General features: G+C 70.6%; 14 protein-coding genes. 7 read left to right on the top strand and 7 right to left on the bottom strand.

Going from position 1 to position 12,362, the window contains the following annotated elements; genetic code table 11:
- The first annotated feature begins 107 nt into the window (after positions 1-107).
- The 3 genes from OG293_RS11400 (at position 108) to OG293_RS11390 (ending at position 2,409) form a co-directional block, all read left to right on the top strand.
- Positions 108-746, top strand: a complete 639-nt coding sequence (locus OG293_RS11400; protein ID WP_405998677.1) for a DUF6758 family protein — start codon at positions 108-110, stop codon at positions 744-746.
- A 147-nt stretch (positions 747-893) separates the two neighbouring features.
- Positions 894-1,757: a PHP domain-containing protein gene (locus OG293_RS11395; RefSeq protein ID WP_405998676.1), complete on the top strand. Its 864-nt coding sequence runs from the start codon at positions 894-896 to the stop codon at positions 1,755-1,757.
- 46 nt (positions 1,758-1,803) lie between these two features.
- On the top strand, positions 1,804-2,409 hold the full coding sequence (locus tag OG293_RS11390; RefSeq protein WP_405998675.1) for a MarC family protein: 606 nt from the start codon (positions 1,804-1,806) through the stop codon (positions 2,407-2,409).
- Positions 2,410-2,499: 90 nt separating this feature from the next.
- On the opposite strand, the gene OG293_RS11385 is transcribed toward OG293_RS11390, so the two are convergent.
- The gene (locus tag OG293_RS11385; protein ID WP_405998674.1) at positions 2,500-2,652 is read right to left on the bottom strand and encodes a hypothetical protein; all 153 of its coding nucleotides are present in this window, start codon (positions 2,650-2,652) and stop codon (positions 2,500-2,502) included.
- 174 nt (positions 2,653-2,826) lie between these two features.
- Here OG293_RS11385 and OG293_RS11380 point away from each other — a divergent pair, with 174 nt between their 5' ends.
- On the top strand, positions 2,827-3,741 hold the full coding sequence (locus OG293_RS11380; RefSeq protein WP_405998673.1) for an NYN domain-containing protein: 915 nt from the start codon (positions 2,827-2,829) through the stop codon (positions 3,739-3,741).
- Here OG293_RS11380 and OG293_RS11375 read toward each other — a convergent pair.
- Positions 3,732-4,628 carry an alpha/beta fold hydrolase gene (locus OG293_RS11375; RefSeq protein WP_405998672.1) on the bottom strand — a complete coding sequence of 299 codons (897 nt, stop codon included), beginning with the start codon at positions 4,626-4,628 and terminating at the stop codon, positions 3,732-3,734. The genes OG293_RS11380 and OG293_RS11375 overlap by 10 nt on opposite strands.
- A 165-nt stretch (positions 4,629-4,793) precedes the next feature.
- Entirely contained in the window at positions 4,794-6,632 is a 1,839-nt protein-coding gene (locus OG293_RS11370; RefSeq protein WP_405998671.1) for a DEAD/DEAH box helicase, read from the bottom strand.
- A gap of 514 nt (positions 6,633-7,146) precedes the next feature.
- Here OG293_RS11370 and OG293_RS11365 point away from each other — a divergent pair.
- Entirely contained in the window at positions 7,147-7,872 is a 726-nt protein-coding gene (locus OG293_RS11365; protein WP_405998670.1) for a ferritin-like fold-containing protein, read from the top strand.
- A gap of 124 nt (positions 7,873-7,996) precedes the next feature.
- Here OG293_RS11365 and OG293_RS11360 read toward each other — a convergent pair whose 3' ends face one another.
- The 4 genes from OG293_RS11360 to OG293_RS11345 form a co-directional block, all read right to left on the bottom strand.
- Positions 7,997-8,266, bottom strand: coding sequence for a hypothetical protein (locus OG293_RS11360; RefSeq protein WP_405998669.1), 270 nt, complete (start codon positions 8,264-8,266; stop codon positions 7,997-7,999).
- A gap of 180 nt (positions 8,267-8,446) precedes the next feature.
- Complete coding sequence (locus tag OG293_RS11355) at positions 8,447-8,674, bottom strand: DUF3107 domain-containing protein (protein WP_405998668.1); 228 nt, start codon at positions 8,672-8,674, stop codon at positions 8,447-8,449.
- A 129-nt stretch (positions 8,675-8,803) separates the two neighbouring features.
- Entirely contained in the window at positions 8,804-9,445 is a 642-nt protein-coding gene (locus OG293_RS11350; RefSeq protein ID WP_405998667.1) for a TetR/AcrR family transcriptional regulator, read from the bottom strand.
- 149 nt (positions 9,446-9,594) lie between these two features.
- Complete coding sequence (locus OG293_RS11345; RefSeq protein WP_405998666.1) at positions 9,595-9,813, bottom strand: hypothetical protein; 219 nt, start codon at positions 9,811-9,813, stop codon at positions 9,595-9,597.
- Positions 9,814-9,936: 123 nt separating this feature from the next.
- On the opposite strand from OG293_RS11345, the gene OG293_RS11340 reads away from it, so the two are divergent.
- Positions 9,937-10,902 carry an alpha/beta fold hydrolase gene (locus OG293_RS11340; RefSeq protein WP_405998665.1) on the top strand — a complete coding sequence of 322 codons (966 nt, stop codon included), beginning with the start codon at positions 9,937-9,939 and terminating at the stop codon, positions 10,900-10,902.
- 8 nt (positions 10,903-10,910) lie between these two features.
- Positions 10,911-12,251, top strand: a complete 1,341-nt coding sequence (locus OG293_RS11335) for a DUF3152 domain-containing protein (RefSeq protein ID WP_405998664.1) — start codon at positions 10,911-10,913, stop codon at positions 12,249-12,251.
- Positions 12,252-12,362: the final 111 nt, after the last annotated feature.

Raw genomic sequence — 12,362 nt, 5'->3', positions numbered from 1 at the left:
GGCGCGCTGATGAATGTGGCATGCATCTGGATTTGGCCGGTCGGGCCTCGCTGCGGACGGGTGATCGTCCTTGACGCGACGACGGGCGGGGAGGACCGTGGTGCGCTATGAGGGGCGAACCCAGTTGCCCGAAGTGCGGTGGTCGGGTCAGGGCGCCCGGTCTCTTTGCCGACTCCTGGCAGTGCGACGTGCACGGCATGGTGAACCCGCTGCAGCCGGTGATCCCACCCAGTGTCGAGGCCCTCGGTGTCGTCGTGCACCGCGCTCAAGTGCCCGTCTGGATGCCCTGGCCGCTGCCCGTCGGCTGGCTCTTCACCGGTGTCGCCTACGCGGGGGACGATCGCAGCGGCGGCCGGGCGACGGCCGTGGCCTGTTCGGGTCCCGGCCCGCTCGGCGGTATCGGCGAACTGCTGCTCGTGGCCGAGGAACTGGGAGTCGGGCTCGGCGCCCGCTATGCGGGTATGGACGGCCCCGACCCCGGCCCGCACATCTGCGTCGACAAGCCTCCCCAGGCCAAGGTGCTCGCCGCCGGCCGCCCCACCCCGCTGTGGCATATCGCCGACTCGCCCGACGACCGCGCGGTGTTCGCGGGCGAGGCGCGGGGACTGTGGCTGTGGGCGATCGTCTGGCCGGAGCAGTCCGGACTGCTGATGTACGACGAGCTGGTGCTGACGGATCTGCGGGACGCGGGTGCGGAGGTGGAGCTGTTGCCGTGCGGGGCGCTCTCGCCGCGGCTGCTCTCGTGAACGCCGCCGCTGCTCCGTGAACGGGGCCGGGACCTTGTCCCGCACCCGCGGATGGTCCCGCACCCACTGACGTGAACCGGGGCTGTTCGAATCCCCGATACACTTGACCGTCCCCCTGTCCGTCTGCCGCCCCAGGAGTCACGCGTCGTGCGCATCGATCTGCACACCCACTCCACGGCGTCCGACGGCACGGACACCCCCGCCGAGCTTGTGCGCCATGCCGCCGCGGCCGGACTGGACGTCGTCGCGCTCACCGACCACGACACCACCCGCGGCCACGCCGCCGCGATCGCCGCGCTGCCCGAGGGCCTGACTCTCGTCACCGGCGCCGAACTCTCCTGCCGTATCGACGGAGTGAGCCTGCATCTGCTGGCGTACCTCTTCGACCCGCGGGAGCCGGACCTGCTGCGCGAGCGTGAGCTCGTGCGGGACGACCGGGTGCCGCGCGCCCAGGCGATGGTGGCCAAGCTCCAGGAGCTGGGCGTCCCCGTCGAGTGGTCGCAGGTCGCCCGGATCGCCGGAGACGGCTCGGTCGGCCGTCCGCACATCGCGTCCGCGCTCGTCGAACTCGGCGTCGTGCCCACCGTTTCCGACGCCTTCACTCCGGAGTGGATCGCCGACGGGGGGCGCGCGCACATCACCAAGCACGAGCTCGACCCCTTCACGGCGATCAGGCTGGTCAAGGCCGCGGGCGGAGTCACCGTCTTCGCCCACCCGCTGGCCGTGAAGCGCGGCCGGACCGTGCCCGAGAGCGCGATGGCCGAACTCGCCGCGGCGGGCCTCGACGGCATCGAGATAGACCACGTCGACCACGACGAGGCGACTCGGGCCCGACTGCGCGGCATCGCTGCCGACCTCGGGCTCCTGGGCACCGGCTCCAGCGACTACCACGGCAGCCGCAAGACCTGCAGGCTCGGCGAGTACACCACCGACCCGGAGATCTTCGGCGAGATCACCCGCCGGGCCACCGGCGCGTTCCCGGTGCCGGGCACGGGCGGACGCCCCGCTTAACCCCCGCCCTTCTCTGTTCGACCCCTCTTCCCGCTAGGCCCTCACTGTGTTTGACGCTGCCGTTTTCGGCTCACTCTTTCTGACCCTTTTTGTGATCATGGATCCCCCCGGGATCACCCCGATCTTCCTCGCCCTGACCTCCGGCCGGCCCGCCAAGGTGCAGCGCCGGATGGCCTGGCAGGCGGTGGCCGTCGCCTTCGGCGTGATCACCGTCTTCGGCATTCTCGGCCAGCAGATTCTGGACTATCTGCATGTCTCCGTGCCCGCGCTGATGATCGCGGGCGGTCTGCTGCTGCTGCTCATCGCGCTCGATCTGCTGACCGGCAAGACCGACGAGCCCCAGCAGACGAAGGACGTCAATGTCGCGCTGGTGCCGCTCGGCATGCCGCTGCTCGCGGGTCCCGGTGCGATCGTCTCGGTGATCCTCGCGGTGCAGCACGCGGACGGGGTCGCCCAGCAGGTCTCCGTGTGGGCGGCGATCGTCGCGATGCATGTGGTGCTCTGGCTGACCATGCGCTACTCGCTGCTGATCATCCGGCTGATCAAGGACGGTGGCGTGGTCCTGGTGACCCGGCTCGCGGGCATGATGCTTTCCGCCATCGCCGTGCAGCAGATCATCAACGGCGTCACCCAGGTGATCCAGAGCTCCTGAGTGCCGGTGGGCCGCCGCCGGACGGCGGAGCGCCCCCGTACGGATCGTCCGTACGGGGGCGCGATGCTCACATCACAACGTCGTGAAGCGTTACGAGGCCGTGGATTCGGCCGGTCGGATATAGATGCGCTGGCCGGTCGATGCGGCCTGCTGCACGATCCGGTTGACGGAGGCGGCGTCTACGACGGTCGAGTCGACGGCGGTGCCGTCGATGTCGTCCAGTCGCATGATCTCGAAGCGCAAGGGCTTCTCCCTTCGTCTGATCCTCCTGCAGGAGAACTGATGGCGACGGTTTCCCGCCGGTGTTCTATAGGGGTTCAACGCTATGCAGCCTGCAAACATTCCCTACGCTAAGGAAATTTTTCGGATGCCTAACTACTGGCGGGTAGTCGCTCGGCCACGGAGAATGAGCTGCGTATGAACGAGCACCGTATGAACGACGCGGACAGCAGCGAGATCGGCGCCCGCCTGGAGCGGACCAACGAGCTGCTTCATCGCATGCTCGCCGAAGTCGCCAAAACCCCGTCCACGCATGCCATCTTCGTGGACGCGGGTTACGTCTATGCTGCGGCCGGGTTGCTTGTGGCGGGCACCGAGGACCGGCGCTCCTTCGATCTGGACGCCGAGGGGCTGATCGAGGCCTTCATCGACAAGGCGCGCACGATCTTCGCGGACAGCAGGCTGCTGCGGGTGTACTGGTACGACGGCGCGCGGCGCCGCATCCACACCCCCGAACAGCAGGCGATCGCCGAACTGCCCGACGTCAAGGTGCGGCTCGGCAATCTCAACGCGAACAACCAGCAGAAGGGCGTCGACTCGCTCATCCGCACGGATCTGGAGTCGCTCGCCCGGCACCGCGCGATCAGTGACGCGGCGCTCGTGGGCGGCGACGAGGACCTGGTCTCGGCGGTCGAGGCGGCCCAGGGGTACGGCGCACGCGTCCATCTGTGGGGAATCGAGGCCGCGGACGGACGGAATCAGGCCGAACCGCTGCTGTGGGAGGTCGACAGCCAGCGGACATTCGACCTGGACTTCTGCCGGCCGTACATCACACGCCGTCCCGTGACGACATACGAGAACGAGGGCGCGCCTCCGCCCTCGCGCGACGAGGTGCGCTTCGTGGGGGCGCAGATCGCGGCGACCTGGCTGGCGGAGCGGGGACGGGACGCGATGGCGGAGTTGCTGCCGGGGCATCCCTATCTGCCCGGCCCGGTGGACCAGGACCTGCTGATCGAGGCGGAGCGGGTACTGCAGCGGTCACTGCGGGGGCACGCGGTACTGAGACGGGCGCTGCGCGACGGCTTCTGGCAGCACCTTCAGGCTCAGTACTGATTCCAGAACGTCACCAGCGCGGCAGCGGTCTCCAAGGGGCGGTCGGTGTTCGGCGAGTGCTCGGCCCCGGTGATGACGGTCCTGTGGGCACGCAGGCGCTGCGCCATCGCGTCCAGCAGCGGCACGGGCCAGGTGTCGTCCCGCTCGCCCGACAGGACGTGCTTGGGAAGTGTTGCCACGGCGGCGAGTTCGTCGACCCGGTCGGGTTCGACGGTCAGTGCCCGGCCCGTGGCGAGCAGCTGGGCGGGGTTGTGGCGCAGCCAACGGCGGCGCAGGTCCTCGGCGTTGCCGTTTCCCGTGTCAGTGTCCTCTGGCGGGTCCAGCGCCGTCATCGCCTGCCAGACCTCGTCCATGCTCATGAGCGCCAGGGCGTCGCTGAGCAGCTTGACCTTCTGCCGCTGGGCGGGGGAGATCTGCGCGGGCCCGGAGGAGATGAGGGTCAGTGTGCGGAAGGCGTCGGGGCGCAGGAGGACGGCGGCGCGGGCGATCTGGCCGCCGAGCGAGTGGCCGACCAGGTGCACCGGGCCGCCCGGGGCCGCCCCGCTCCCGGTCGCCTCGGCCTGGACCGCCTCGGCCTGGGCCAGTACATCGAGAGCCAACTCGGCCTGGTCGTAGCCCTGTTGGGCGTCGGGGCCGACGCTCTCGTACTGGCCGCGCCCGTCGACGGCGATGACGCGGTGGCCGGCCTCGGCGAGGGGTTCGAGCAGCGCGATGAAGTCCTCCTTGCTCCCGGTGAACCCGGGAAGGAGGAGGGCGGTGCCCTGGGGGGTGGGCTCGGCGGTCGCAGTGCCGGGCTGCGCGTCGAGCACGGCGAAGGTGCCGCGCGCGGTGACGAGGTCGCGGCGCAGCGCGCAGGGAGGCGGGGTGAAGGTGGGCGGCCGGCTCATGCGACGAGGCTAACCGGCTCCTGTTCGAACGGGGACTCCGCCCCGGGCCTGTGTCGCCGGACGGGCGTGCTCGGCCCGGGGCGGAGTGCATCGGCCCGGACGGCGGAACGCCGATGGCCCGGCATCCTCAACGGGGGCCGGGCCATCGGCGTTGCGTCGTCGGCGTCAGCTCTCCGGCTGCGCCGCCTTCGGCGTGCGCGTCCTGCGTCGGGGCTTTGCCGGCGCCTCCGCTGCCTCGGCCGTGGCGACGGCCTCGACAGCATCCACGGGCTTGGCGGCCCGGGTGCGGCGGCGGGGCTTCACCTCGGGCTCGACGTCGGTGGCGATGTCGGTGCCGACCTCGATCTCGACCGGCTTGGCGGCGCGGGTACGGCGGCGGGGCTTGGTCTCCGTCACCACCTCGGCCTCCACGTCGATCTCGACGGGCTTGGCGGCGCGGGTACGGCGTCGGGGCTTCACCGCGGGCTCGGCCTCGGTGGCGATGTCGGTGCCGACCTCGATCTCCACCGGCTTCGACGCACGCGTCCGGCGGCGGGGCTTCGGCTCCGCCTCGGGCTCGACCGTCTGCACCGCCTCGACCGTGTCCAGGACGGCCGTGGCTGCTGAGACCCGGGTCCGGCGGCGGCGCCGCGGGGTCCGGGGCTCTGCGGAGGCGTCCCCGTCCAAGGGCTCCTGCGCGGCCGGCGTCGCCACCGGCTCGGCGGAGTCCAGGGCAGAGCCGCCGCGTGTACGGCGGCGCTGGCGCGGGGTGCGGGGAGCACGCGGCGCGCGCTCCTCAACCGGGGCCGACGACGACCTTCGGCCGCGCCCGCCCGTCTCGCCCAGGTCCTCGACCTCTTCGGCGGCCAGACCGGCACGGGTGCGCTCGGCGCGCGGCAGAACACCCTTCGTGCCCGCCGGAATGCCGAGCTCCTCGAACAGGTGCGGCGACGTGGAGTACGTCTCGACCGGGTCGCTGAAACCGAGGTCCAGCGCCTTGTTGATCAGCTGCCAGCGCGGGATGTCGTCCCAGTCGACCAGCGTCACGGCCGTGCCGGACGCGCCCGCGCGGCCGGTGCGGCCGACGCGGTGGAGGTAGGTCTTCTCGTCCTCGGGCGACTGGTAGTTGATGACATGCGTCACGCCCTCGACGTCGATGCCTCGCGCCGCGACGTCGGTGCAGACGAGCACGTCCACCTTGCCGTTGCGGAAGGCCCGCAGGGCCTGCTCGCGGGCGCCCTGGCCCAGGTCGCCGTGGACCGCGCCGGAGGCGAAGCCGCGCTTGGCGAGCTGCTCGGCGATGTCCGCCGCCGTCCGCTTCGTACGGCAGAAGATCATCGCGAGCCCGCGGCCGTCGGCCTGCAGGATGCGCGAGACCATCTCGGGCTTGTCCATGGAGTGCGCTCGGTAGACACGCTGCGTGATGTTCGCGACGGTCGCGCCCTCGTCGTCCGGCGCGGTGGCGCGGATGTGCGTGGGCTGCGACATGTACCGGCGGGCGAGGCCGATGACCGCGCCCGGCATGGTCGCAGAGAACAGCATCGTCTGGCGCTTCGGCGGCAGCAGCTGGATGATCTTCTCGACGTCGGGCAGGAAGCCCAGGTCGAGCATCTCGTCGGCCTCGTCGAGGACGAGACCGCGCACGTGCGAGAGGTCCAGTTTCTTCTGGCCCGCCAGGTCGAGCAGACGGCCGGGGGTGCCGACGATCACGTCGACGCCCTTCCTGAGCGCCTCGACCTGCGGTTCGTACGCACGGCCGCCGTAGATGGCGAGCACGCGGACGTTACGCACCTTGCCGGCGGTCAGCAGGTCGTTGGTGACCTGGGTGCACAGCTCCCGGGTGGGGACCACCACGAGAGCCTGCGGGGCGTCGGTCAGCTGCTCGGGCTTCGCCCGGCCGGCCTCGACGTCGGCGGGGACGGTGACACGCTCCAGCAGCGGCAGGCCGAAACCGAGTGTCTTGCCGGTGCCTGTCTTGGCCTGGCCGATCACGTCGGTCCCGGAGAGCGCGACGGGGAGCGTCATCTCCTGGATGGGAAAGGGGGACACAATGCCGACGGCCTCAAGGGCCTCGGCGGTCTCGGGAAGGATCCCAAGATCCCGGAAAGTCGTAGTCAGGGTGCTGCCTCTTCTGTGAGACGCGGCACAAGGCGAACGATGGGGGTCGTACCGCACCTGGGTACCGGGCCGGCCGTGGGTTGGCCGGATGGCGCGGGACCACTGCCTTCGCTCGAGCGTCGTGCCGCTGAGGGGGCCCCTCATCTGCGGTCGCACGCGATTCATGCGCACGGTCCGCGCGGAGGGCGGTCGGTTCGGAGCCGATCGTGCCACCGACCGGGCATCCTCAAGGGGACTCTGGAGAACAAATCCTCCAGTCATACACTGCGATCGCCCGCCGAGTAATCAAAACGCTCGACAGGCGCAATACCACTGTACCCCGGAATCGCGCATGTGTGTTGGGTGAATTCGTAGGAACCGCGCCACAGGCGTGGCTGACCAGGCCCTTCCGCCCTGGGGAGAGCGGGCTATTGTGCGCTTCATGGAGACGCCTGACAACGCCACTGCACACACCGGAATCGCCGCCCAGGACTGGGCCACGGCGTCCGCCGACCCCCAGTACCGCGCAGCCGTCGTGGATCTGCTGGGTGCGCTCGCCTACGGCGAGCTGGCGGCCTTCGAGCGGCTCGCCGAGGACGCCAAGCTGGCGCCGACGCTCGGCGACAAGGCGGAGCTGGCCAAGATGGCGTCCGCGGAGTTCCACCACTTCGAGCGGCTGCGTGACCGGCTCACGGCCATCGACGCCGAGCCGACCGCGGCGATGGAGCCCTTCTCGAAGGCCCTGGACGACTTCCACCGCCAGACCGCGCCGTCCGACTGGCTGGAGGGCCTGGTCAAGGCGTACGTCGGCGACTCGATCGCCAGCGACTTCTACCGCGAGGTCGCGGCCCGACTGGACACCGACACCCGGGCACTGGTGCTCGGCGTGCTCGACGACACGGGCCACGGCAACTTCGCCGTCGAGAAGGTGCGCGCCGCGATCGAGGCCGAGCCGCGCGTCGGCGGACGGCTCGCGCTGTGGGCGCGGCGGCTGATGGGCGAGGCGCTCTCCCAGGCACAGCGTGTGGTGGCGGACCGTGACGCGCTCTCCACGATGCTGGTCGGGGGAGTGGCGGACGGTTTCGACCTCGCGGAGGTCGGCCGGATGTTCTCCCGGATCACCGAGGCGCACACCAAACGGATGGCGGCCCTGGGCCTCGCCGCCTAGGGGTCCGCACGGTCCCGCCCGGTCCGCGACGCTCTCTAGTCATCCCGGCCCCCGCCCCGGTCCGGCTCGGACCGACCCTCCTGTGGCGGCTTCCGCGCTTTCGCGGAAGCCGCTTCATGCCGGCTCAGAAAGGGAGCGCGCGGCTCAGACGCCGCGTTGACGGCCGGATCAGCAGCGAGAGCACCACGGATCCCATCGCCGCACCACCCACCAGCGTCACCAGGGCATGACCGGGACCGAGTGCGGAGTGGGTCACATAGGCGCCGAACAGGGCGCCGAGCGGGCCTGCGGTGAACACCACGCGCCGGGCCGGGAGACGGTCGGACAGACGACGGACAGCCGCCCATGCGAGGGCGAGGCCGAGCAGGACTGATCCGAGCGCTTCCAGCAGCACTGCTGATCACCTCACGGAGTCCGGTGCGGGCAATTCGGTCGTAGCCCGTACTACCCGGCGTCTATGGAGTGCAACCCTCGCTGAGCAGCCCGAAGAGGGCCCGGCGGAGAAATCCGCCGGGCCCTCTTCCCTACTGCTTCAGTGACGTCCGCCACCGCTCCGGGTGACGTCGCCCGCCCCCTACAGAGCGCCGAAGCCCACGCGCCGTGCAGCCGGCTCGCCGATCTCGACGTACGCGATCCGGTCGGCCGGTACCAGGACCCTGCGGCCCTTGTCGTCCGTGAGGCTGAGCAGCTGCGCCTTGCCGGCCAGCGCGTCGGCCACCGCGCGCTCGACCTCCTCGGCGGACTGCCCGCTCTCCAGAACGATCTCCCGGGGCGCGTGCTGCACGCCGATCTTGACCTCCACGGCTATGTCCCTCCGAACGGTCAGTGCGTTGCGCGGTCAGCCGCGCCGTACCCAGCACACCCTAGCCCGGCGACAGGACCCGGCAGGCGCCACCGGTGAACGCCAGGAGCGAACACCGGCGGCCCGCACTCAGTGCTGGTCGGTGCCGTGCAGCGGGAAGCCGGCGATGCCCCGCCACGCCAGCGACGTCAGCAGTTGCACCGCGGTGTCGCGCGGGATGCCGGAACCGCTGGAGAGCCAGTACCTGGCCACCACCTGGGAGACCCCGCCGAGGCCCACGGCCAGCAGCATGGACTCATCCTTGGAAAGGCCCGTGTCCTCGGCGATCACATCGGAGATCGCCTCGGCGCACTGGAGCGAGACCCGGTCCACGCGCTCGCGCACCGCGGGCTCGTTCGTCAGGTCCGACTCGAAGACCAGCCGGAAGGCGCCGCCCTCGTCCTCGACGTACGCGAAGTAGGCGTCCATGGTGGCGGCGACGCGCAGTTTGTTGTCGGTCGTCGACGCGAGCGCCGTGCGGACCCCCAGCAGCAGGGACTCGCAGTGCTGGTCGAGCAGGGCGAGATAGAGCTCCAGCTTGCCCGGGAAGTGCTGGTACAGAACGGGCTTGCTGACGCCGGCCCGTTCGGCGATGTCATCCATGGCGGCCGAGTGGTAGCCCTGGGCCACGAATACTTCCTGGGCAGCGCCCAGGAGCTGGTTCCTGCGGGCTCGGCGTGGCAGACGCGTGCCCCGTGGGCGCGCTGCCTCTGTCTGCTCGATGGCTGTCACGCCGCCTCCCAAAATCGTTCCGTGCGCGCTGTGCGCCGCGCCGCGCCGCCATCGTACTTTTGGGTAACCCGGCTGTGCGTGCTGCGAGCGCAGAATTTCACGGACCGGACAGTAGGGATAGCTCCCTATTCGTGGTCAAAGAGGGCAGGTCATCGGTAGTCGTCCTCATCGAGGGTGACAATTCGGGCCTGTTCCATGGCGTCGGCCTCGTTCGCGGAGTCCCTGTCGATGCCGGTCAGCGGGTCGTCGTGCTCCGGCCTGATCTCGGTGTGCTGCTCGGCCGCGTCGGCCTCGGGGACCTCTTCGTCGCGTGCGGCGTCCTGGTCGTCTTCTTCGAATATTTCCGGATCGGTGGGATCGACAGGCATGCTGCACCGCTTTCCATGGAGAGCGCCTTTCCTACGAGCCTAGGAGGTACTGAATCGCGGCGCTATGCGATGTGTGATGCCGAACACACGAACGTCGGTGTGATCGTCTCGTAACATTGCCGCATGTCTTCGACCGAGCTGCCGGGAGTTCGCGCCGCGACCGCCGCCGCAGCCCCCAAGGCGGCGGCCGTCCGGGTCGCCGAGGGGGAGGAGCTGCGCTCCGTCACGCTGCCGGGACTGACACTGACCGTCAGATCCAGGCCCCCGGCGCGTGCGGGTCTCCCGCGCGCGCTGTACGTCCACGGCCTCGGCGGCTCCTCGCTGAACTGGTCGGCGCTGATGCCGCTGCTCGAAGACGTCGTGGACGGTGAGGCGCTCGACCTGCCCGGCTTCGGCGACTCGCCGCCGCCGGACGACGGCGACTACTCCCTCACCGCGCACGCCCGGGCGGTGATCCGTTATCTGGACGCCGCCGGTCACGGTCCCGTGCATCTGCTGGGGAACTCCCTGGGCGGCGCCGTCTCCACCCGGGTCGCCGCAGTCAGACCCGATCTGGTGCGCACGCTCACCCTCGTCTCGCCCGCCCTGCCCGAACTGCGCGTCCAGCGCTCGGCCGTGCCCACCGCTCTCATCGCGGTGCCCGGTGTCACCTCGCTGTTCCGCAGGCTCAGCAAGGACTGGACGGCGGAGCAGCGCACCCATGGGGTGCTGGCGCTCTGCTACGGAGATCCTTCGCGGGTCGGTGACGAGGCGCTGCGCAACGCCGTGGAGGAGATGGAGCGGCGGATCGGCCTCCCGTACTTCTGGGACGCGATGACCCGCTCGGCCCGCGGCATCGTCGACGCGTACACACTTGGCGGTCAGCACGGGCTGTGGCGGCAGGCCGAGCGGGTGCTCGCGCCGACACTTCTCGTTTACGGCGGCAGGGACCAGCTTGTGTCGTACCGTATGGCGCGCAAGGCGGCGGCGGCCTTCCGGGACTCCCGGCTGCTGACGCTCCCGGATGCCGGGCACGTCGCCATGATGGAGTACCCGGAGACGGTCGCCCTGGCCTTCCGGGAGTTGCTCGACGACTGCGGTGGGAGCTGATCCGGGGCGTGGGACGACATAGCCGCAAAGGCCCCGCACCCAAGGGCCCCGATCCGGACACCAGGTCCGGCACAGCGTCCACTGGTCAGTGGGAGGCCCTGGGGCCCGAGGCGGGCGGCGGGCGGCGCGGGCAACCGGCCGTGCCGGGAGCCGAGCACACTCCCTTCGGACACGGCGCGCCACAGGCCAGGGGCGGACACCCCGAGCAGCACGAGCCGGGCGGCGGCTGGGGCGCTCCGCAGCAGTACGACACCTGGCGCGGCGGTCGGGGCGCGCAGCGTACGACCTCGGTGGCCCCGCCGCGGCCGATGCCCACGGGGGCGCGGGTACCCGGACCACGACGGGAGTTCGTCGAGGCGTTCGACCGGCCCGCGCAGGGCGGGCCGCGCGGCCAGGACGATCCGTACGCCTCCGTCACCTCCTGGGACGACGGGCCCGGCCGGGCGTTCGTGCCCCGCGAGAGCCGCCCCGAGGACGTGGGCCGGGCCGCGCCGGACGATGCGTACGAGGCTTCGGAGGAACAGCCGGCCAAGGCGGGCAAGGGGCGCACCTTCACCGGGATCGCCGCCGCGGCGGTGACCACGGTCCTCGCGGTCGTCGTGGCGGGCCAGGTCGTCACCGACAGCTCCGGCTCGCCCAGTGCCCAGGCCACGGGCGACGACCGGGGCGGGGCCGAGAGCCCGGTGTCCCGCTCCGGGGGCCGGAAGGTCCCGCCGAACGGCGGGCAGGTCACTCCCGTGGCTCCGGCCTCGTTCGCGCGGCTGATGGCCACACAGTTCCCGGTCGACGTGAAGCTGAAGGCGAGCGGGAAGTTCGACGTCGTTCCCGGCTTCGACAAGGCGCCCGGAAAGGGGCGCAAGATCCGCTACCGGGTCGATATCGAGCGGGGCCTCCGACTGGACGGCGCCCTGTTCGCCAAGGCGGTCCAGCAGACCCTCAACGACGACCGCAGCTGGGCGCACGGCGGGGAGATGACCTTCGAGAGGATCTCCTCCGGCGAGCCCGAGTTCATCATCACGCTCGCCAGCCCCGGGACCACGGACTTCTGGTGCGCCAAATCCGACCTGGACACGTCGGAGGACAACGTCAGTTGCGACTCGGCGAAGACCGAGCGCGTCATGATCAACGCCTACCGCTGGGGCCAGGGCTCGAAGACCTACGGCCCCAAGGCGATGCTGACCTACCGTCAGATGCTCATCAATCACGAGGTCGGGCACCGGCTCGGGCATGATCACGTGAACTGCCGCACGCCCGGAGCGCTCGCGCCGGTGATGCAGCAGCAGACCAAGTCCCTGGATATCAACGGGATCGCGTGCAGGCCCAACCCGTGGGTGTATCCGAGCGGTTGAGCCCTCCCTCTCATGGGCTGGCCGGAGCGTGACACTCGGTAGTGGAATGCTGCCGTAGCGCGACGCAACGCGACCGGCATACGAAAGTTACGTGCATTCACCCCTTCCGGT

This window comes from Streptomyces sp. NBC_00829 (assembly GCF_045161795.1).
Taxonomy (GTDB): Bacteria; Actinomycetota; Actinomycetes; order Streptomycetales; family Streptomycetaceae; genus Streptomyces.
This window is presented reverse-complemented; position numbering and strand designations above follow the sequence as displayed.